Origin of the sequence: Lysinibacillus sp. NPDC059133 (genome assembly GCF_042755925.1) — a bacterium.
Lineage (GTDB): Bacteria > Bacillota > Bacilli > Bacillales_A > Planococcaceae > Lysinibacillus.
Genome location: NZ_JBHZDH010000014.1, coordinates 37,478 through 59,200 on the forward strand (window position 1 = coordinate 37,478; position 21,723 = coordinate 59,200).

The 21,723-nt window shown below is 37.9% G+C and carries 20 protein-coding genes and 2 pseudogenes; 3 read left to right on the top strand and 19 right to left on the bottom strand.

Features of this window, described 5'->3' with window-relative positions:
• Positions 1–352 precede the first annotated feature (352 nt).
• Positions 353–1,144: a sporulation transcription factor Spo0A gene (spo0A, locus tag ACFXN8_RS09970; RefSeq protein WP_376074106.1), complete on the bottom strand. Its 792-nt coding sequence runs from the start codon at positions 1,142–1,144 to the stop codon at positions 353–355.
• Positions 1,145–1,523: 379 nt separating this feature from the next.
• On the opposite strand from spo0A, the pseudogene ACFXN8_RS09975 reads away from it, so the two are divergent.
• Positions 1,524–1,688: pseudogene (locus ACFXN8_RS09975) on the top strand (transposase); the annotation flags it as partial.
• 50 nt (positions 1,689–1,738) lie between these two features.
• A pseudogene (locus ACFXN8_RS09980) lies at positions 1,739–2,702 on the top strand (RNA-guided endonuclease InsQ/TnpB family protein).
• Positions 2,703–2,917: 215 nt separating this feature from the next.
• Here the strand turns inward: ACFXN8_RS09980 and ACFXN8_RS09985 are convergent.
• From ACFXN8_RS09985 to nusB, 11 genes are all read right to left on the bottom strand, one after another.
• Positions 2,918–3,865, bottom strand: coding sequence for a SpoIVB peptidase S55 domain-containing protein (locus tag ACFXN8_RS09985; RefSeq protein ID WP_376074105.1), 948 nt, complete (start codon positions 3,863–3,865; stop codon positions 2,918–2,920).
• 120 nt (positions 3,866–3,985) lie between these two features.
• Positions 3,986–5,677, bottom strand: coding sequence for a DNA repair protein RecN (recN, locus tag ACFXN8_RS09990; RefSeq protein ID WP_376074104.1), 1,692 nt, complete (start codon positions 5,675–5,677; stop codon positions 3,986–3,988).
• Positions 5,678–5,712: 35 nt separating this feature from the next.
• Positions 5,713–6,162: a transcriptional regulator AhrC/ArgR gene (gene ahrC / locus ACFXN8_RS09995; RefSeq protein WP_053483721.1), complete on the bottom strand. Its 450-nt coding sequence runs from the start codon at positions 6,160–6,162 to the stop codon at positions 5,713–5,715.
• Between the two features lie 100 nt (positions 6,163–6,262).
• On the bottom strand, positions 6,263–7,081 hold the full coding sequence (locus ACFXN8_RS10000; protein WP_386844754.1) for a TlyA family RNA methyltransferase: 819 nt from the start codon (positions 7,079–7,081) through the stop codon (positions 6,263–6,265).
• Complete coding sequence (gene dxs, locus ACFXN8_RS10005) at positions 7,081–8,982, bottom strand: 1-deoxy-D-xylulose-5-phosphate synthase (protein ID WP_376074102.1); 1,902 nt, start codon at positions 8,980–8,982, stop codon at positions 7,081–7,083. Before dxs ends, ACFXN8_RS10000 begins: the two co-directional genes overlap by 1 nt.
• Before the next feature lie 164 nt (positions 8,983–9,146).
• Positions 9,147–10,028: a polyprenyl synthetase family protein gene (locus ACFXN8_RS10010; protein ID WP_386844756.1), complete on the bottom strand. Its 882-nt coding sequence runs from the start codon at positions 10,026–10,028 to the stop codon at positions 9,147–9,149.
• A 3-nt stretch (positions 10,029–10,031) separates the two neighbouring features.
• Complete coding sequence (xseB, locus tag ACFXN8_RS10015) at positions 10,032–10,265, bottom strand: exodeoxyribonuclease VII small subunit (protein ID WP_386844758.1); 234 nt, start codon at positions 10,263–10,265, stop codon at positions 10,032–10,034.
• Positions 10,266–10,267: 2 nt separating this feature from the next.
• Positions 10,268–11,620: an exodeoxyribonuclease VII large subunit gene (gene xseA, locus ACFXN8_RS10020; RefSeq protein ID WP_386844760.1), complete on the bottom strand. Its 1,353-nt coding sequence runs from the start codon at positions 11,618–11,620 to the stop codon at positions 10,268–10,270.
• Positions 11,621–12,554: 934 nt separating this feature from the next.
• Entirely contained in the window at positions 12,555–13,370 is an 816-nt protein-coding gene (locus tag ACFXN8_RS10025) for an undecaprenyl-diphosphate phosphatase (protein WP_376074098.1), read from the bottom strand.
• A 131-nt stretch (positions 13,371–13,501) separates the two neighbouring features.
• The gene (folD, locus tag ACFXN8_RS10030; RefSeq protein WP_323647073.1) at positions 13,502–14,368 is read right to left on the bottom strand and encodes a bifunctional methylenetetrahydrofolate dehydrogenase/methenyltetrahydrofolate cyclohydrolase FolD; all 867 of its coding nucleotides are present in this window, start codon (positions 14,366–14,368) and stop codon (positions 13,502–13,504) included.
• Between the two features lie 33 nt (positions 14,369–14,401).
• Positions 14,402–14,782, bottom strand: coding sequence for a transcription antitermination factor NusB (gene nusB, locus ACFXN8_RS10035; RefSeq protein ID WP_376074097.1), 381 nt, complete (start codon positions 14,780–14,782; stop codon positions 14,402–14,404).
• Between the two features lie 593 nt (positions 14,783–15,375).
• On the opposite strand from nusB, the gene ACFXN8_RS10040 reads away from it, so the two are divergent.
• Complete coding sequence (locus tag ACFXN8_RS10040) at positions 15,376–16,545, top strand: MFS transporter (protein ID WP_386844763.1); 1,170 nt, start codon at positions 15,376–15,378, stop codon at positions 16,543–16,545.
• 85 nt (positions 16,546–16,630) lie between these two features.
• Here ACFXN8_RS10040 and ACFXN8_RS10045 read toward each other — a convergent pair whose 3' ends face one another.
• The 7 genes from ACFXN8_RS10045 to ACFXN8_RS10075 form a co-directional block, all read right to left on the bottom strand.
• The gene (locus ACFXN8_RS10045; RefSeq protein WP_376074095.1) at positions 16,631–17,041 is read right to left on the bottom strand and encodes an Asp23/Gls24 family envelope stress response protein; all 411 of its coding nucleotides are present in this window, start codon (positions 17,039–17,041) and stop codon (positions 16,631–16,633) included.
• A gap of 510 nt (positions 17,042–17,551) precedes the next feature.
• Positions 17,552–17,752, bottom strand: coding sequence for a hypothetical protein (locus ACFXN8_RS10050; RefSeq protein WP_386844765.1), 201 nt, complete (start codon positions 17,750–17,752; stop codon positions 17,552–17,554).
• Between the two features lie 60 nt (positions 17,753–17,812).
• Positions 17,813–18,199, bottom strand: a complete 387-nt coding sequence (locus ACFXN8_RS10055) for a peptidylprolyl isomerase (protein ID WP_386844767.1) — start codon at positions 18,197–18,199, stop codon at positions 17,813–17,815.
• Positions 18,200–18,520: 321 nt separating this feature from the next.
• Positions 18,521–19,879 (bottom strand): acetyl-CoA carboxylase biotin carboxylase subunit, encoded by a 1,359-nt coding sequence (gene accC, locus ACFXN8_RS10060; protein WP_376074092.1) that lies wholly within the window; start codon positions 19,877–19,879, stop codon positions 18,521–18,523.
• Positions 19,880–19,892: 13 nt separating this feature from the next.
• Positions 19,893–20,387, bottom strand: a complete 495-nt coding sequence (gene accB, locus ACFXN8_RS10065; protein WP_386844769.1) for an acetyl-CoA carboxylase biotin carboxyl carrier protein — start codon at positions 20,385–20,387, stop codon at positions 19,893–19,895.
• 200 nt (positions 20,388–20,587) lie between these two features.
• Complete coding sequence (locus tag ACFXN8_RS10070; RefSeq protein ID WP_376074090.1) at positions 20,588–21,148, bottom strand: SpoIIIAH-like family protein; 561 nt, start codon at positions 21,146–21,148, stop codon at positions 20,588–20,590.
• Positions 21,149–21,610 carry a hypothetical protein gene (locus ACFXN8_RS10075; RefSeq protein ID WP_386844772.1) on the bottom strand — a complete coding sequence of 154 codons (462 nt, stop codon included), beginning with the start codon at positions 21,608–21,610 and terminating at the stop codon, positions 21,149–21,151.
• Positions 21,611–21,723 lie beyond the last annotated feature (113 nt).

The following is a 21,723-nucleotide window of genomic DNA, read 5'->3' on the forward strand; positions in this document are numbered from 1 at the left end:
TCTGGGTAGTTTACAGGCGTTTCTGCAGCACTTATCTCGAACCTGCCTCTTTCTTCGATAGAACGAATATAAGCGCGTATATGCTCTATCTTGTCGCTTTTAACGTCATCTATTCCGACATTATCTAAGAGATACCTTTAGTCTAAGTGTTTGTTCATACGATTTTGTGTTTTAGGCGAAAGACCTTTTGCGGAACAATCCAACATATTAAAAATGAATTAAAAAACATAAAAAATACGCCCCCTCAAACAGTGGCGTAAACTGTCTAAAAAGGCGTTATAAAATATGCAGTATAATTGCTATAAATAATAATTTTATGGTCATTCTCCGCTAAGCCACAAACCTATAACGATTAGCTCGCCATCATATCAATACGAATCTTGTCAGCGATCATGGCAATAAATTCGCTATTTGTCGGCTTCGATTTTAAATGATGTACTGTATACCCAAACATCGACGAAATCGATTCATAATTGCCACGATTCCATGCGACTTCAATGGCATGACGAATCGCACGTTCAACTCGTGATGGCGTTGTATTGAATTTTTTAGCAATTTCTGGATATAAAATTTTCGTCACAGAGCCTAATAACTCGATATCTTCGAATACCATCTGAATAGCTTCTCGCAAATAAGAATAGCCTTTAATATGTGCAGGAACGCCGATTTCTTTAATAATGGCTGTAATCGTGCTATCCAATTGATGTTGATTTAATTTTTGAGGTGCCGCCGGTTGTAAAACGCTTGACTTTTTAGGAAGTGTTGCCTTCTGTCCAGCACAATGTAAGATTTTTTGAACCAATTGATCAAATTCAAATGGCTTTAGCATGAAATAAGATGCACCTAAGTCTACAGCCTGTTTCATCACATCTTCTTGACCAAAAGCAGTTAACATTATAACTTGAACTGATGACATTCGTTCATTTTGATAAATCGACTCTAAAACAGCTAACCCATCAAGATGTGGCATTATAATATCTAGCAATAAAATATCCGGTGTGAATTCCTCTAGCATTTGTAAACAAACTTTTCCATTTGAAGCAGTTGCAATGATTTCAATTTCAGGATGTCCTTGAAAATACTGCTCCATCGTTTTTAATAACTCACGATTATCATCTGCAATCGCTACTTTAACCTTTGTCATTTAAATTCCTCCTTCTGAACTGTGCTTCGAATATCACCTCAAAGCGTTACCTACCCCAATGCTTTTTTTGCACACTGTGGAATTTTCGACATTTTTGTTTTAAAAACCTTTTCTATTTCCAAAAATGAGTATGTAGTCCGATACTTTCTTTTAATATCGACAAGTTATGATAAATATTTGCAAAGCGTCAAATGCTTATACAATTTATTTTAGTGAAAAAATGGAGATAAAACTACAGTTTTTTTTAAAATTCCCTCCGAAATAAGTTTCCCACTTCTAAAACGTGATGTGACAGCATCAGTGAAAGTGAGAGATGAATTTCGGTTAGGTGTAGCAGTTGTCTCTTTTTTTGCCATGATATAATTAGCTAAAGATTGTTATATCAAAAAAATTGTACAATAATAATCATTCAGTGTTCTTGTTCTAGTCGTAAAATACCGTAGAAAAGTGAAGGATGATGTCATTTCTGATTATGCGAAAGATATGTCTGTTCGACTGGAATGAAGATTACAATATCTTCTTGGTCGAATGGAATCACGATATGGTCATCAATGCTTATATAAGAAAATAAGGCATGAAGTGAGGTGATTCGATATGGCAAACAAAGCCTATAAGTTTCGTCTGTATCGAACGCAAGAGCAAGAGAAACTTCTTGCGAAAACTTTCGGTTGTGTTCGTTTTGTCTACAACAAAATGCTTTCGGAGCGAAAAGAAATGTATGAGCAATTCAAGGACGACAAGGAAGCGTTAAAGAGGCAAAAATTCCCGACTCCTGCCAAGTACAAAGAAGCATTTGCATGGCTTAAAGAAGTAGACAGCCTTGCACTGGCAAACGCTCAACTGAACTTGCAAAAAGCATACAACAATTTCTTTTCTGGTCGTGTTGAATTTCCGAAGTTCAAAAATCGTAAGGCAAAACAATTCTACACAACCGATGTGGTAAACGGAAACATTATGCTTTTTGGTGGCTCTATCAAATTACCGAAACTGAAACTTGTAAAAATAAAACAACATCAAAAAATTCCGTCTCATCATCACATCAAGTCTTGTACGGTATCTCGAACTAAAACGGGAAATTACTATGTTTCCTTTCTTACCGAATATGAACATCGACCTATACAAAAAGAAGTACAAGATGTTGTTGGATTAGATTTTTCCATGAATGGCTTATTTGTCGATAGCGAAGAAGGTAAGACAGCCAATTACCCACATTTCTATCGTCAATCCTTGGAAAAAAACGCTATGATTGCGTGGTGATCGAAGACCTCAGCATGAAGGGGATGTCACGAGCCCTCCATTTCGGTAAAAATGCAGATAATGCATGGGGCATGTTTCCAACATTTCTTAGGTTCAAGTTAGAGGAGCAAGGGAAAAAGTTGATCAAAATAGACAAGTGGTTTCCATCTTCAAAACTTGTTCCTATTGTGGTCAAATAAAGGAATCTCTATCCCTTTCTGAGCGTGTGTTCCACTGTGATTGTGGGTTTGTAGCAGACAGGGACTGGAATGCCGCCATCAACATTAAACATGAAGGATTGCGGTTATTATCCTTAGCGTAGCAAAAAGAACTTTTGGAACAAGAGGGATAGCTCGGTCAGTTTTCGTTGGCTACTAAAAGCAACGATGAGTCGAGAAGCCCGCACTTCAAAATCGTTAGGTTTTAAGTGGGGGGCAGTTCACGTATCGCTAATCACTTCATAAATAAACGAAATACTTGATGAACAATAATATATTTTCACGAAAGAATGGAGCCACCTCTTGGCAGCTCCTTCGTTTAAGATGATTTTTTTAACATTTCCGCTACAGTAATGGCCGCTCCTTTTTTCGGCTCCTCCACAAACATATGCGTAACCGCACCTACAAAACGACCGTCTTGAATGATAGGACTGCCACTCATTCCCTGTAAAATACCACCTGTTTTTTCAATGAGCTTTTTGTCAGTGACTATGAATTCAAGGCGTTCATTTTCAACCTTTATAATTTCAATTGAAAAAGTTTCCACTTTACTGCCCTCGATCGCCGTAGAGATTTCTGCTTTCCCTGCTTTTATATCCTTTTCATGCATAATTTCAATTGCTTTAGGTAAACTTTTTTGATAACCGTCTTCCCAACGGCCGAAAATTCCATAAACTGTATTTTTATCTATACTCCCTAATCGATCCTGATGTTTTTCAATGGAGGATATTTTATAGCCAGGTTGGCCAGGTATACTTTTACGAATTTGTTGAATCGAAGCTAAAAAAATGGAGCCAGCATGGAAAATAGGGGCTTCTTGTAAGGTTGAATCAACGATTTGGTGGCCTAACGCACCGTAATTTTTTGTCTCTGGATCAATGTATGTCAATGTTCCTACTCCATCTGTTTCATCTTTTAGAAAGGAAATAACATGTTCAGCTTCTTGCTCCTGTAACTCAAGTGTCACTTCTTTTCCTTCATTTTTTATCGTCCATTTCTGTTGTCCTTGTCGAGCAACAGCTTTTTTGGCATCTGCAAGCGTTTTTACAGTAATATCATTTATTTTTTCAATAACAGCGCCTCCCTTCATCCATTGATTGGAAGCTAATAGCACATCATGCGCTACAAACACATGTGATAACTGAAGTTGAATCCCAATTGCTTCGCCCATCGGAATAAGCTTTTTGGCGGCAAAAACCTTTACAGGCATGAATAATAAAACAATGAGCATAGGTAAAATGACAAATTGACGCCAACGACGATACATACGACACCTCCTTTTTGTTTTTGTCTTTTTACTATGTGTTGTTGTGGAATTCTTATAAGCGGTAAATATTTGTGCAAAAAGAAAAAACCCAGAAACAACGAACTGTTTCTGGATTCTTTGCTATCTCATTTGTTTTTTTCGTTCATTCGCCATTTTTAAGAGCTCTGTTGCATGCTGCAATGTTAAATCTGTAATTTCCGCTCCAGATATCATGCGACTGACTTCTTCGATACGAGCATTTGTATCTATTTCCAGCAATGACGTAAATGTTCGATCATGCTCGACTTCTTTTTTAATAAAATAATGATGATCGGCCATCGCAGCCACTTGCGGTAAATGCGAAATACATAAAACTTGAGAGTTAATGGATACTGCTGCAATCTTTTCTGCGATTGCTTGCGCTACTCGACCACTTACACCTGTATCTACCTCATCAAAAATAATAGATGTAATGCCATTTGAGGATGAGAAAATCGTCTTTAACGCAAGCATCATACGCGATAATTCCCCACCAGAAGCAATTTTTGGCAAAGATTTTGGCGGCTCGCCTACATTCGTAGAAATATAAAAAATTACTTGGTCTTTTCCGTTCGCATCAAAGAAAGGTAATTCATCAAAATTAACAATAAATTTCGCTTTTTCCATATGTAATTCACGCAGTTCGGCCATAATAGCTTCACTTAAATTATGTGCAGCACCCTTCCGTACAGTAGAAAGTTCTGCAGCAAGCTCATCAAGTACTGCTTCCATTTCCAGCACTTTTCGTTCTTTCACTTGCAAAATTTCGTCTCGATTTAAAAGCTCATTAAGCTCTGTTTTAATTTTATCGTAATACGCTAAAATCTCTTCGACTGTTGAGCCATATTTGCGCTTCAAATTTTGTAATAAGGCTAAACGTTGCTCAACCTCATTTAAACGAGCAGGATCAAATTCTAATTCATCCAATACATTTTTGACCTGGTAAGCAGCATCCTGTAACGCATAAAATGCAGTCGTGACAGATTCTGATGCCTCTTTAAATTGCTCGTCAATAGTCGCAGCATCCTCTAAAGCACCCATTGCATTGCCAATCCAATCAAGGCCTTTTGATTCACCTTGAATTGCTTCATAAGCTGCACTGGAGCGTTCGAAAATCTTATTGAAATTCATTAGACGACGACGTTCATCAAGAAGCTCATCTTCCTCGCCAAGCTTTAAATTGGCATCCTCCAGCTCTTTCATTTGGAACTGATACAAATCAATACGTTGCGCCATTAACTGCTCATCAATCGAAATCGAAGCTAATTCTTTTTTTAGTGAACGATATTCATCATATTGAGAACTGTATGCTTCTTGAATTGGTGTAAGTTGTTCCTCGGCAAAGTGATCAAGTAAATAGATGTGCTGTTTCTCATCCATTAACTCTTGGTTTTCATGTTGACCATGAATATCGATAAGGCTAGCCCCTATATCACGTAAAACAGATAATGGCACAAGTTTACCGTTTACTCGACAAACACTTTTTCCAGAATCATTTAAATCACGGCGTAAAATAATGGTATCTTCTTCAATTTCAATGCCTGCATCTTCAAGTTTCTTATGAACAGGATGCTCAGAACTTGAAATTTGAAATAAACCACCTAATTCAGCCTTTTTAGCGCCATGACGAATAAATTCGGTATTTCCTCGTCCGCCAGCAAGTAAATGCACTGCATCGATAATAATGGATTTCCCTGCCCCTGTTTCACCTGTTAAAACAGTTAAACCACCTGAAAAACTAACGGTTAAATCCTCGATGATGGCAAAGTTTCTTATACTAAGCTCTCTTAACACAAAATGTCACCTCTGTATCAAATTACCCTGCTATTTTATAGCATGTCTAATAAGCGATTTTTAGTATTTTCACGCTCATCTTCATTACGACAAATAATTAAAATAGTATCGTCTCCAGAAATAGTCCCTAAAATTTCAGGCCAATCTAAATGGTCAAGTAGTGATGCAATAGCATTGGCATTACCAGGAAGAGCCTTCATTACTAAAAAGTGTGATGCACCGTCAATGCTGACAAAAGCATCAGCTAACGCACGATGTAATTTTTGTATAGGATTGAATCGTTGGTCTGCGGGCAAGCTATATTTATAGCGTCCATCCTGTAAAGGTACTTTAACAAGATGAAGTTCTTTAATATCACGTGATACGGTTGCTTGTGTCACATTATAGCCTGCATCTTTTAAAAAATCGACTAAATCATCTTGTGTTTCGATTTCATGATTGGCGATAATATCCCGAATTCGTATATGTCGCTGTCCTTTGTTCATATCGGTCACCTCTTATAAATAGTTGAATATTTGTATATTTACACTACCATTTTAAACATAAAAGCACAAGAAAAAACACGGCTCTATAAACGAGCACGTGTTATTTTAGTGCACTATGCGCTTCTTCTACGAGTGCATTAAAAGCTGTATATGCAGAGATATCTTCATCACCAATAGGATTCACTAAATGGAATAAAAATTCAATATTCCCCTCGCCTCCTGTAATTGGTGAAAACGAAGCATCCTTCACGACAAAGCCAACCTCTGTCGCCATTGCAGCTGTCTTTTCTAAAACTGCTAAATGTACTTTTTTATCACGTACAATGCCTTTTTTACCGACATTCTCTTTCCCAGCTTCAAACTGAGGCTTCACCAGTGCCATTACATCGCCACCTGGCATTAACACTGTTTTTAAGACAGGTAAAATAAGCGATAATGAAATAAAACTAACATCAATTGTTGCAAAATCTGGCAAGCCATCTGTTAAATCTGCCGCTGTCGTATACCGGAAATTTGTTTTTTCCATTACAGTTACACGTTCATCAGAACGGATTTTCCATGCTAGTTGGTTGGAACCAACATCTAATGCATAGCAATGTCTTGCACCATTCTGTAATGCGCAATCGGTAAATCCTCCTGTAGAGGAGCCAATATCAAGCATTAGCTTCCCCTCTACAGACATATCAAAAATTTGTAGCGCCTTCTCGAGTTTCAAGCCGCCACGACTAACATATTTTAAATCAGAGCCTTTTACTTGTAGTGGTGCATCTATAGCGATTTTTTCTCCCGCCTTATCGATGCGAATTTCTTTAGAAAAAACAAGCCCTGCCATAATAGAGCGCTTTGCTTTTTCTCGCGTTTCGCATAGCCCACGCTCTACAAGTAAAATGTCTACACGTTCTTTTGGATGTTTTGTCATTATTTTTTCAAACCTACTTGCTGTTTTTGTTGAAGTAACACATGCAAACGTGCCACTGTATCTTCAGCCGTCATATGAATTTCAGCGAGAAGCTGATCTACATTACCATGCTCAATAAAATGATCAGGGATTCCCATACGATCGATTATTGCAGTTAAATAGCCATGGTCATGGGCAAATTCTAATACACCACTACCAAAACCACCTTGTAGAACTGCCTCTTCAATCGTCAATATTGGTTTACGGCTTGTTAATATACGGTGAAGCATATCCTCATCCATTGGTTTAATGAAACGAGCATTGACTACTTCTATCTCTACACCTTGCTGCGCTAAAATATTGGCTGCTTCCATTGCCATAGGAATCGTCGTACCAAAGGTTAAGATTGTAGCATCCTTCCCTTCGCGTAATACTTCCCAGCTACCAATTGGTAACGTCATAAGCTCATCATCTAACGGAACGCCTATACCATTACCACGTGGATAACGTAACGTAATTGGACCATCATTATATTCAATGGCTGTTTTCACCATATGTTGACCTTCATTTTCATCTTTTGGCATCATAATTGTCATATTTGGGATATGACGAAGGAATGCAATATCAAATACACCCTGATGTGTTTCACCGTCTGCGCCAACTAAGCCTGCACGGTCAATTCCAATAAAGACATTAAGGTTTGGACGTGCGATATCATGTAGTACTTGGTCATAGGCACGTTGAAGGAATGTTGAGTAAATAGCTAAAAATGGCTTCATTTTTTGTGTTGCTAGACCTGCTGCCATCGTGGCTGCATGTTGTTCGGCAATCCCAACATCAAAGAAACGCTCTGGGAAATCCTTTTGGATGCCTTGTAGTTTTGAGCCTACTGGCATTGCAGGAGTAATTGTGACAATTCGTTTATCCTCATGGGCAATTTTACGAACAGTCTCGGCAACCAAACTACTCCACGCTGGACCTTTCGCCTCTGACTTTACAAATGCACCGTTTTCAATTTTATAAGGACCTGTCCCGTGCCAGTTACCAATTGTATCATCTTCAGCAGGTTTATAACCTTTGCCCTTTTTCGTAATCACATGAACGAGCACTGGGCCTTTTACTTTTTTAGCTTGTGATAATGTTGTCTCAAGAGCTTCAAAATCATGTCCATCAATTGGTCCTAGATATTTAAAGCCTAGCTCCTCAAAGAACACACCTGATACCACTAAATATTTTAAGCTATCTTTGACACGCTCTGCAGTTGAAGCAAGCTTACCGCCTAGCACAGGAATCTTATTCATGAGGGATTCCAGTTCTTCTTTTGCTTTTGAATATTCCTTGGCTGTACGAAGACGTCCCAGAACATTGTGTAACGCTCCGACGTTTGGAGCGATTGACATTTCATTATCGTTTAAAATGACAATCATATTGGTTTTAGCATGGCCGATATGGTTTAATGCCTCTAGTGCCATACCACCAGTTAAAGCTCCATCCCCAATAATTGGTATCACGAAGTTCTTTTCACTTTTGATATCACGTGCTGCTGCCATACCCATGGCTGCTGACAAAGATGTCGAGCTATGACCTGTCTCCCACTCATCATGTTCACTCTCCACACGCTTTGGAAAACCACAAAGCCCTTGGAACTGACGTAATGTATCAAATTGACTTGCACGACCTGTCAAAATTTTATGCACGTAAGCTTGGTGGCCAACATCCCATAAAAACTTATCTTGTGGACTGTCAAACATTTTATGGAGCATAATTGTTAGCTCCACAACACCTAGATTCGGTCCGATATGACCACCTGTGACAGAACATTTTTCGATTAAGAAGGTACGAATTTCTTGTGCAAGTCGCTCAAGCCCCTTCTTATCTAAGCTTTTTAAAAAGGCTGGACTAGTTATCTGATTTAAATCCACCTTTCTCACACACCTTTTCAATAAATTATTCACCGTAATTGTGTTTCCACCATTATAACAGTGTTATCAATATGCTAAAAGTACGAACACTTTATTGTTTGCACATTGGCAAACGCCCTCACCTATTCTAGCATACTCTATGCCTTTAACGCCTCGTTTTTCTCCTAGTTTTTACGATGAACAATATAGGCTGCAAAATCACGTAATAAGCTGGCATCCACTGGCAATTTATCTAGTGCGTTATTAGCATGCTGATAATGCTCAGCAAGCTTTTCTTTTGCCCCATCTAAAGTTAAAAGAGCTGGGTATGTGCTTTTATCACTTGCTACATCTTTACCTGCAGTTTTACCTAGTTCTTCTGTAGTTCCCTCAATATCTAAAATATCGTCTTGAATTTGGAAGGCAAGGCCGATATGATGCGCATATTCCTTTAAAGTTTCGCGCTCTTTTTGCGTTACATCAGCTAACACCGCTCCCGCTTCAATACTAAATCGTAGTAAAGCGCCCGTTTTATTAATATGGACATGCTCAAGCTCAGCTAAGTTCAACTGACGCTTTTCACCTTCTATATCGAGTACTTGACCCCCAACCATACCTTCTGCACCAGCTGCTACACTTAACAGATTGACAAGTTCAATACGTTTTTCAGCGGATACATCCATGCGTGCTAAAATGCCAAATGCAAGTGTATTCAACGCATCACCTGCAAGTGTCGCTAATGCCTCGCCATAAACTTTATGGTTTGTTGGCTTTCCTCGACGGAAATCGTCATTATCCATACTTGGTAAATCATCATGGATTAACGAATACGTATGGATGATTTCAATGACTGATCCTACAGTTAAACCATCCTTTAAATTCTGATTATAGAGTTCAAGAACAGCCAATACGAAAAGAGGGCGAATACGTTTACCTCCAGCTTTTAATGAATAAAGCATTGATTCTTTTAAATTGGCTGGCGCATCAATTTTCTCAACTAGTGCAAACATTTCAGCTTCAACTTGTGGTATGTTGCTTTCAATAAAATGCTTTAATTGCTCGTTCATTTCTTAGTTCTCTCCCTTTAGCGGATCAAATGCTGTAGTTTCACCTGTCTCTTGGACAATAGAAATTAACTGCTCTTCAGCATGTTGCAGCTTGCTATGGCAAAATTGTGATAGCTCCATACCTTGTTTATATAAATCAATCGCATTTTCTAGCGGCACATCACCTTGCTCTAGCTGGCGGACAATTTCCTCAAGTGACGTCATAGCTTCTGCGAAATTTTGTTGTTTCTCTGCCACAATTATTCCCCCTCATTTTTTGGCAAGATCTTTACCACATCAGCAATAACCTTTCCATCATGGAAGGAAAGTGTTAATTGATCCTGTAGCTTTACATCAGCTGCTGATTTTAACATTTGATGATCTTTATAAGCTACCGTAAAGCCCCTTGTCAAAATGGCAAGCGGATTCAATGCTTCTAAAGTTCTGACGGTTGCCTCAAATTGTTGTTTTTGCTTCGTTACATAATGCGTTGTAGCACGAGTTAATTGTTGGACGTGTGCTTCTAGCTCTCGTTGATGGAAAGCTAATGCCTTTTTCGGTGAGTGCTGCTCTACCGCACTACGTAATTGTTGAAACTGCGCTGTTTTCTTCATCAAATCGACTTGCATTGCTTTTTGCAATCCCGACTCAAGCTGTGCTAGTCTTTCCGTGAAAGGTCGATATAGACGTTCTGGCATTGACAACGGATAAGATTGTTGTAGCTTATTTAGACGTTGTCGTTCTGCCATAAGTTGCGCTCTTACTATTTGATGGAGCTGTGATTTTTGTGTAAGTACCCGCTGAAATAAATCCTGTTGATCAGGTACAGCCATTTCAGCCGCTGCCGTTGGTGTCGGCGCACGCAAATCAGCTACATAATCTGCTATAGTCGTATCCGTTTCATGACCTACCGCACTAATAATAGGGATACGACTTCCAAAAATCGCTCGTGCGACAACTTCCTCATTAAATGCCCACAAATCCTCAATCGATCCACCGCCCCGCCCAACAATCAGTACATCGCAACTCTCATCGCTATTTGCGCGCTCAATATTGTGAACAATATTTGGCGCTGCTTGTGCTCCTTGTACAAGGGTAGGATAAATAAAAATTTCAGCAAGTGGATAGCGTCTCTTTAGTGTTGTACAGATATCTCGAATGGCGGCACCTGTTGTCGACGTTAAAACACCGATTTTTTCCGGAAACCTCGGAATTGGTTGTTTCCACTCAGGTTTAAAAAGCCCTTCTTTTTGTAACTGCTCTTTCAGCTGGTTAAAGGCAACAAACAAGCTACCGATTCCATCTGGTTGCATTTCCTGTACATATAATTGATATGTACCGTAGCCTTCGTAAACGTTTACATCCCCTCGGATAAATACTTGCATACCTTCCTTGGGTTCAAACGCCAACTTTCCGGCTGCTGATTTAAACATTGTAGCCGCAATTCGTGCTCCATCATCCTTTAATGTAAAGTAAATATGCCCTGATTGATGAATCTTGACATTGGATAGCTCGCCCTTTACATAGACTTCACGTAAATGCGGATCAGCATCAAATTTCCGTTTAATATATTTTGTTAATGCTTTTACAGTTAAATAAGAAGCAGATGACATTTTTCCGGCTCCTTTACTAAAATCAAGTTTTTCACAAAACTACACCTATCATAACATTTTTTATTGCGCCTGACGTGTCAAAATGCAGTTTCGGTTAAAAAAACGACTGTCTTGTATAGAATTGAAAACCTTACTATAACATATCTTAAGATTTCGTATTAGATAAAGTATGTCTTTTCGGCAAAACGAGGGGTTAATTTCCGTTCTGACTGAGCGCTTTCCAGGGGACGGATAAAACCGCCGAAGCGACGGATTGATCTGTCAAAGTGACGGTAAGAACTACCGGAACGACGGATTGAACCGCCCGAGTGACGGTAAGAATCCGAAGCGACAGATAGATCTGTCAAAGTGACGGTAAGTACTGCCGAAGCGACGGATTGATCTGTCAAAGTGACGGTAAATACTGCCGGAACGACGGATTGAACCGCCCGAGCGACGGTAAGAATCCGAAGCGACGGATTGATCTGTCAAAGTGACGGTAAGAACTACCGGAACGACGGATTGAACCGCCCGAGCGACGGTAAGAATCCGAAGCGACAGATAGATCTGTCAAAGTGACGGTAAGAACTGCCGGAACGACGGATTGAACCGCCCGAGCGACGGTAAGAATCCGAAGCGACAGATAGATCTGTCAAAGTGACGGTAAGAACTGCCGGAACGACGGATTGAACCGCCCAAGTGACGGAATCAAAAGCGAAAAGAGCAGCAATATTTGTTTTCTATGCGCCAGCAATAAAACCGAAACATAGCAGTAGTAAAAGCAAAGGTACAATCATTTCACTGTTATAAGTCTATTCTTTTCGATTATGGCGAGTAGCCTGGAACAGTAACCTCCTCATTTAAACGCTAAGACATTCACGAAGAATACCTACCATTTCATTATTTCAAAAACAAGAAAACCTCACAACTTAATAAAGTTACGAGGCTTTTTAAATTAATAAAATATTAACAGAAGCGTACCTACAAGAAAGCAATAATATGTAAAGTAGCTAAGCTTGCCACTTTTCATGATTCCCATAAACCAACGCATTGCAAAATAAGTCATAAATAATGTCGCAATAAATGTCGCAGCATAAGGAATTGCTAATGCACCTTTATTTGGCTCACCTAAAAAATCAGAAATCCCAAGGACAACCCCACCAAGACTTACAGGAATATAGAGCATGAAGGAAAATCGCAAAGCGGTTTCCCGTTTCATACCAACTGCAATGGCTGAAATAATCGTTGCTCCTGAACGACTAATACCAGGTGTTAATGCTACAGCTTGACCAAGACCTACGATGATGGCGTCTTTCGCAGTCAAATCCGCATCCCTTTTCGTACCACGCATATTACGGATTAGCCATAGGGCAATACCTGTCACAAATAGCATAAGTGCAATCGTCGTCATACTAACATTATCCGCAATAACATCGCTTAACAAAACACCTAAAACGCCCGCTGGAATAGAACCAATTACTATGAAAATGGCGAAACGAAAATCAGCTTTATAACGATTCTCTCCTGTTTTAAGATAAAGGAAAAAATTTGTGATGAGTCGGACAATATCCTCTCGATAAATATAGACAATAGCCAGTAAAGAAGCTGTGTTCGTTAAAATAGCAAATGTAAAACCTTGCTCACCAAGACCAAGAATTTCACTTGCAATCATAACATGTCCGCTAGATGATACAGGAATTGGCTCTGTAAATCCTTGTACAAGACCGATAATAATATGTTTGATGATCAGTATTAAATCTATGCTTTCCATAAAAACCTCCTTATTATGTATGACCCAAACATTATATTAGACGTTAAAAACGAAGAGAAAGTTCTCGAAATACTTACAAAAAAGCTACCTCAATAAAATTGAGATAGCTTTTTATAAAGAGTCATTCAAAATTATAGCTTAACTATATGTGCAAGCTTATTTTCTGCAGCTTGAACTGTGTTGAATAGTAACATAGTAATTGTCATTGGTCCTACACCGCCTGGTACAGGTGTAATATGAGACGCAATTCCATCAACCTCATTGAAGTTTACGTCACCGCAAAGCTTGTTGTTTTCATCACGATTAATTCCAACATCTATAACAACTGCGCCTTCTTTAACATGCTCCTTCGTAATAAAGTTTGCACGTCCAACTGCCGCAATTAATATATCTGCTTGTTTAGTGAATGAAGGTAAATTTGGTGTTTTGGAATGCGTATATGTAACGGTTGCATCCTTTTGTAGTAGAAGTTGTCCCATTGGTTTTCCAACGATATGACTACGACCTACGATGACCGCATGCTTTCCTGCTATTTCGATTCCTGAATATTCAAGAAGCTTCATTACGCCAAACGGGGTACAAGGCAAAAATGTTTCTTGGCCAAGCATCATTTTCCCAACACTTACTGGTGAGAAGCCATCAACGTCTTTTTCAACAGCAATTGTGGCAATAACAATATCCTCATCAATATGTTTTGGGAGTGGTAATTGTACTAAAATACCATGAATATCTTCACGATTATTTAATAATTCAATTTGTGCTAATAATGATTCTTGTGTAGTTTCTTCTGGTAGTTTGATTAGCTCAGAAAACATACCGATGGCTTCACAAGACTTTTGCTTATTTCTCACATATGTAGCCGAGGCTTGGTTGTCTCCTACTAAAACAACCGCTAAGCCTGGTGTTAACCCTTGCTCTTTTAAACGCGTTACTCGCTCTGCTACTGAATTACGAATTTCTTGACCAATTTCTTTACCATTAATAATTGCACTTGACATAGACCTTAGTTACTCCTTCCAATTCAACACATGTTATTGTTCTGTAAATTTAGAAAGTACGCCATTGACAAATTTCGACGAGCCATCGTCTCCAAATGTTTTGCATAACTCGATTGCTTCATTAAGTACTACTCTTTTTGGTGTTTCTGGCATGTATAAAATTTCGTATACAGCTAGACGTAAAACCGTTCTTTCAATCTTAGGTAAACGGGCAAGTGACCACTTTTCAAGATGCTGTTCTAAAGTAGCATCGATTTCCTCCAAATGTTCAACTGTTCCAGTAACAATCTTTTCGTAGAAGACATTTGTTGGTTGGCCTTTGATATGACCCATTGCTTCTTCAACTGTTAGATCGGTATTGTCTAGCTGAAACAAAACTTGCAACGCTTTTTCGCGTGCTTCATGTCGTTTCATGTAAAGCTCTCCTTCTTAAGTGGCATTAAGGTTTATAATAGCATAAATTCGTGAGAGAAACACGAATTCAAGCAAGTTTTAAATAATCTGATACCTTTTTCAAGCAACTTTTTGCTTATTTTAACACCCTGCAATTAACTTTTCTAAGAAATATATTGAAATTAAAAATCAACCTTTATTGTTTAAATACCAAGAATGTTATAATTAAGGAAATTAAACATCATTTTTTTAGGTGTTCATTACGCATTATGAAGTTATATGTACAAGCCGTAAAAGAACGAACGCAAATTCCGCCTATTTTACTGCGATACTTGTAAATATAAAATTCATTTTGATGCGATATGAAACTTCTTTAGCTCTTACCAGTAAGGGCATTTTATGAATGAACGTAGAGAAATAAATATGCCTGCTCCATTGACATCGTATGAAAGAAATATATAACATTTTGTATAACCACGAACGAATACTTCCACACTTATAAAAAGTTAAAACAAATCTTTTGACTCTATAGTTACTATAGGGTTTATTGTATTACTTGGAAATATTCTAGTAGACTTTGATTCATGTATCGTGAAAGATTGAAGGAGAACAATATGAATAAGAAACAACTTTTAACCTTAAGTATTTTATTATCGAATTTATTCATTGCCTTTTTAGGTATTGGTTTAGTTATACCTGTGCTACCAACACTTATGAATGAGCTGAAAATTTCAGGCTCTGTCGTTGGTTATATGGTGGCCGCATTTGCTATCACTCAACTTATCGTCTCGCCGATTTCTGGTAAAATGGTGGATAACATTGGCCGTAAAATTATGATCGTTGCGGGTCTTTTTATATTCGGTTTTTCAGAGCTATTATTCGGGCTTGGACGCACAGTTGAAATACTCTTTATCTCACGTATGTTAGGTGGTATCAGTGCTGCTTTCATCATGCCTGCGGTAACTGCATATATCGCTGATATTACAACCTTGTCACAACGTCCAAAGGCATTGGGTTACATGAGCGCAGCGATTAGTACTGGCTTTATTATTGGACCGGGTATCGGTGGATTTTTGGCCGAATTCGGAACGCGCTTACCGTTTTATGCTGCTGGTATACTCGGATTTTTAGCAGCGCTCTTGTCATTCTTTTTACTAAAAGAACCGACACGTGCTACCGATGATGAACAATCTGCACCATCAATTTTAGGCAGTATGAAGCGTATTTTTAGCCCACTATACCTTATTCCATTCGTGCTTATTTTCGTATTATCATTTGGTTTAGCTGCATTTGAATCGTTATTTAGCCTATTTGTGGATCATAAATTCGCATTTACACCTTCAGATATCGCGATTATTATTACGGGAAGTGGAGTAGTCGGGGCACTTGCTCAGCTAGTTTTATTCGATTGGCTAACAAAGAAAATGGGCGAGATTAATCTTATCCGTTATTCACTCGTCCTATCTGCTGTTTTAACATTTGCTATGACATTTGTAAGCCACTATTTCGCAATATTATTTGTCACATTCTTTATTTTCGTCGGCTTCGATTTAATTCGTCCTGCCGTTACCTCTTATTTATCAAAAATAGCTGGTAATGAACAAGGGTTCGTTGGTGGCATGAACTCCATGTTTACAAGTCTTGGTAATATCTTCGGCCCTATTTTAGGTGGAGTATTGTTCGATATCAATTTGAACTACCCATATTACTTTGCGACAATTGTTTTAACACTCGGCGTTATCCTTGCTTTGTTCTGGAGAAAACCAAAGCATATTGAAATATAATAAAATAGCAATACTAATCACTGCTGAACAATTTCCATTAACAACGTTAAAAAAGAAGGATTGCCCTTATAGGCAACCCTTCTTTTTATTCTTGTACAGTTACTTCTTCTTTTTCAAAGAGAATGCCCGTAATGTGAACATTCACTTCAGCTGTTTCAAGTGCTGTCATATTTAAAATTGCTTGGCGAATTTGAGTTTGTACTTCCTTCGCCACTTTCGGGATTGTATAGCCGTATTTTACAGAACAAAATACATCAATGGCAATCTCACCAGTTTCAGTAACACCCGATTTAATGCCCTTATTGTGAACTTTTTTACCGAAGCGTTCTACTACGCCTGTAGCAATATTACCGCGAGTGGCAGCAACCCCTTCTACCTCGTTCACTGCGATTCCAGCAACAACCTCGATAACTTCCGCTGCTACTTCAATTTTCCCAAGTTCTTCTTTACCAGAAGGCGTTGGTTGTACGAAAGATTGTCCTACTTTCTCTGCCATACAAATATCATCCTTTCCCTTACACATCACAAACAAATGCTGTACTTACGCTTATTATACTATAAAAAGGAAGGTTTGGCTTCGTAAAGACGCTTTAATTTATTTGGATCAGGTTTATGTCTATAAATTTAAGAAGTCGGGTGATAAATATAAAAAGTTGGGCGATAAACCCGAAGTTTTATTCGATAAATTCAAATATTTCCTCGATAAACATAAAAAAGCGAAGAAAAGGATTAAGTCCTGTACAATTATGAACTCAACCCTTACACATTAAATAATCCGGAGCTAATAATAACACACCACTACTTGATACCATTACTAACATCCACCCTGTAATGCATTTTCTGCAAACGAGATCATATACCTTTATGTCGATAAATTTAAAAAGTTAGGCGATAAACCCGAAGTTTTATTCGATAAATCAACAAAACTTAGCGATCAAATAAATTAATCTCTCGATAAAAACAAAAAGCGAAGAAATCTATGAAGATTTCTTCACCATCTTAAATATTATTTGCGTTTCTTTTTAGAATAAATCACAAACCAGACAAAGTATAAAATTGTAACTAATGATAAACTTAATGAAACATATCTACTTTGCTCATTGGGCAAAACAATATCAAGGACAATAGTTAAAATAATTGCAGGTAGCATCGTATAAAACCAAACTCGTACTGCTTTGTTTTTAAATGAAAGTTCAAATCCCTCCATACAATCACCCTATTCATTATTTGTAAACGCCTCTTTATGTGTGATGGCTGTTGAAAATCATTAATAGCCTTCTTTTATCCCTGTTACATTATCAATAGTTGTTGACTTACCATTGATGTGAATATCAATCGTATCAAGGTCTGGGTCTAAAGTTAATTTATAGACATGCTGTTTTATTGCATTAACCTGTTGATTCGTAACATCTAACTTTATTATTAATGTATCACCTTGCGTTTCAAGATCGGATGTAACCGTTCCTTTTGATTGAAAAACGACATAAGAAATATCCTTATCTACTACATTGATTTTTTGAAGTGTATATTTTCCATCAATTGCCTTTTGCACTTTATCTGGAACAATCTCAATTTCACTAAAACTTAACGTTGATGAATTACATGCTGTTAAAAGAAATATTGTCAAAAGCACTAAAAATAACAATTTTTTCAATGAAGTTTAACCCACCTCTCAAATAACTGAAAATTCTATCTACAAGATATTGTAACATAGAAAATCATGAATTGGTGGTGGAATGGGTATTGCGCATAAATGAGATTGACTGTTGCTACAGGCAACACGATAAGGTCTACCGCTTTAACTTTGAGTTAGCTTATAACAACCCTAGCAAGCACTTAGAAAAGACTTATCCTTATTCTCTGCTTATTTTTAGACAAAAAAAACCTCCTAACTAATAAAAGTTAGAAGGTCATAAAATTGCGAACTTTAATAGGTGTTTTATTCCCTATTCTATTCCCTAAATCCACAAATCAATTACTTACTTGTCCCCAAAACATCATTCTCTTCAAGGAACTTCGTATTGAATTGCGCTGATTTGAAAACGTCATTGTTCATCAATGCTTGGTGGAATGGAATTGTTGTATTGATACCAGGACCAGATACTTCAAATTCGCTAAGCGCACGATTCATTTTCGCAATCGCTTCTTCACGTGTATTGGCATGAACAATTAGTTTTGCAACCATAGAATCATAGTATGGTGGGATTGTATAACCAGCATAGACTGCAGAGTCAATACGTACACCGTAGCCACCTGGAGTTACGTAAGTATCTACAGTACCAGCTGATGGCATGAAGTTTTTATAAGCATTTTCTGCGTTAATACGGCATTCAATTGCCCATCCATTTAATTGAATATCATCTTGAGTGAAAGGAAGTTTTTCACCAGATGCAATTTTTAATTGTTGTTGTACAAGATCTACACCAGAAATCATTTCAGTTACTGGATGCTCTACTTGGATACGAGTATTCATTTCCATGAAGTAGAATTTATCTTCTCGATAGTCATAAATAAACTCGATTGTTCCAGCACCTTCATAGTTACAAGCTTCAGCAGCTTTAACGGCAGCCGCACCCATCTCTGCACGACGCTCTGAAGATAGCGCTGGAGACGGAGCTTCCTCTACTAATTTCTGCATACGACGTTGAACTGTACAGTCACGTTCACCTAAATGTACAACGTTACCATAGCCATCCGCTAATACTTGGATTTCACAGTGACGGAAGTACTCGATGAATTTTTCTAAATATACGCCTGGGTTACCGAATGCTGCAGCAGCCTCTTTTTGCGTAATTTCAATACCTTTTACAAGGTCTTCTTCTGTACGTGCTACACGGATACCTTTACCGCCACCACCGGCAGTTGCTTTGATGATCACTGGGTAACCAATTTTAGCAGCCCATTCTTTACCTGTTTCGATATCTGGAACAATACCAGTACCCGGAACAAGTGGAACACCTGCTGCTTCCATTGTTGTACGTGCAACGTCTTTAATACCCATAATTTTAATTGAATCTGATGAAGGTCCAATGAATTTAATACCTGCGTTTTCACAAGCTTCAGCGAAGTCAGCGTTTTCAGATACGAAACCGTAACCTGGGTGGATACCGTCCGCACCCGTTTTTTCTGCCACGCTAAGTAAAGCTGGGAAGCTAAGATATGAATCTTTTGATAGCTTTGGTCCGATGCAATATGCTTCGTCTGCTAATTTCACATGTAATGCGTCTGCGTCTGCTTCTGAATATACGGCAACAGATTGAATACCTAACTCTTTACAAGCACGAATGATACGCACAGCGATTTCGCCGCGGTTTGCAATTAAAACTTTTTTCATAGTTGTGCACTCCTTACTCAGCTTTTACAAGGAATAATGGTTGTCCGTATTCTACTAATTCACCGTCTTTAACAAGTACTTCAACGATTTCCCCTTGAACTTCTGCTTCAATTTCGTTGAATAGTTTCATAGCTTCTACGATACATACAATTGTTTCATCCCCAACTTTGTCCCCCACTTTAACGTAAGCTGGTGCATCCGGGCTTGAAGATTGATAAAAAGTACCAACCATCGGAGATACAATTTTATGTAACGATGGGTCGTTATTTACTGGTGCAGCTGGTGCTTCTTCAGCTTTTGCTGGAGTAGCTGGTGCTACAGGAGCTGCTGATGCAGATTGTTGTACAACAGGTGCCGCTACTTCTTTTTTAGGTGCTACAGTTTCAGTAACAACAACACCATTCTTTTTTAATTTAACTTTTGCCCCGTCTACTTCATAAACGAACTCGTCAATTGAAGAAGAATCTACCAATTTAATGATTTCACGAATTTCTTGAATTTTGAACATTTTCCTAATCTCCTTATGAAATAAAATCTACTACAAGCACTATTCTATATTTTTTTCGAACAATTTGAAATACTTTAATGAAAATTAAGTAAATATGAACAAAATAAAAGGCTTTCTTTTACTAAACGAAAGCCTTTTCATGATACTGATATATAACAACGTTGTCAAATAAACAGAATATTAATATTTTTCTTGATTTTTTAATAGTTATTATTTGCACTGAATTTTACTTGGACGTCATTTGCGCCTTCCATCTCAGTTCTTACCAAATAAATAATTTCATTTGCTTGAGCTTTTGATAGCTCCTCCGCCATAACGGTTACCTGTACTTTATCACCGTCTGCTCGTACAAATGCATCGGAGTAGCCTAAAGATTTAATTAGCATTTCTAACATTGCTTCAGAGGATTCTTGTTTTATAAGATTATCCATATCATTATAAGCCTTGCTTTTTTCTTCTGCTGAGTGATCTTGTGAACCGATTTTCTGCTCTAATTGCAAACGAAGCTGGCTTCTTTCATCACTAACTTGCATGCGCATCTCTTCAAATAAATGACTTGGTGAAGATACTTCCTTCGTCTCTCCCTCTTTCGTTGCTTCTTGATCAGTCACACCCGTTACTGCAGTTTGCTGTAATGCGTCATCTGTGAAAATAGTTAGTCCATTAAATTGTTTTGCTGGATCAACCAAATAATACACTGAAATAACCGCTACTAGACTTAATAATGTCATAAACCAAACTGTTCTTCTACGTACGCGCATTTACTTTTCCTCCTTATTTTCCATTGGAACGATAATAATTCGATGAATCGGTAATTGCATTACTTGACTAACAACCGCACGAATTTCATTTTTAACAAAGATGTCAGATGCTCCTTCTGAAACAATTAGCATCCCTGTTACTTCTTTCGTGCCTTTTTCAGTTCCTCGAAAATATTGACTGAATAGTTGATTGTCATCCTTCTTATCTGTCATATCTCCGTAATAAAAATAGACTTTTACCTCCCCAACACCTTTCATAGCCTTCAATGTCTGCTCAAGTTTTTCTTCATTGGTTATCGGTGTTACTTGCCCATTCGTTGTATTCGTTTGATACATTGGTAAAATGATGAAAATCCCCACGGAGGCAGCGATAAGCATTAAGACTATAAATGACGTTGTTTTTTTTCGTTTCTTTTCCACATCACTTGTACATTGCCTCCTTTCATCTCTTCTCTTTTTCAAGTGTATGTACGCTTGTTTCCTCCTATGAATTGATAAATGGAATCTTTAATAGCAATTGCAAAAATACTAACGTAATGACAAGCTTTGTAAGTGAAATTATTTCTTTATCTTCT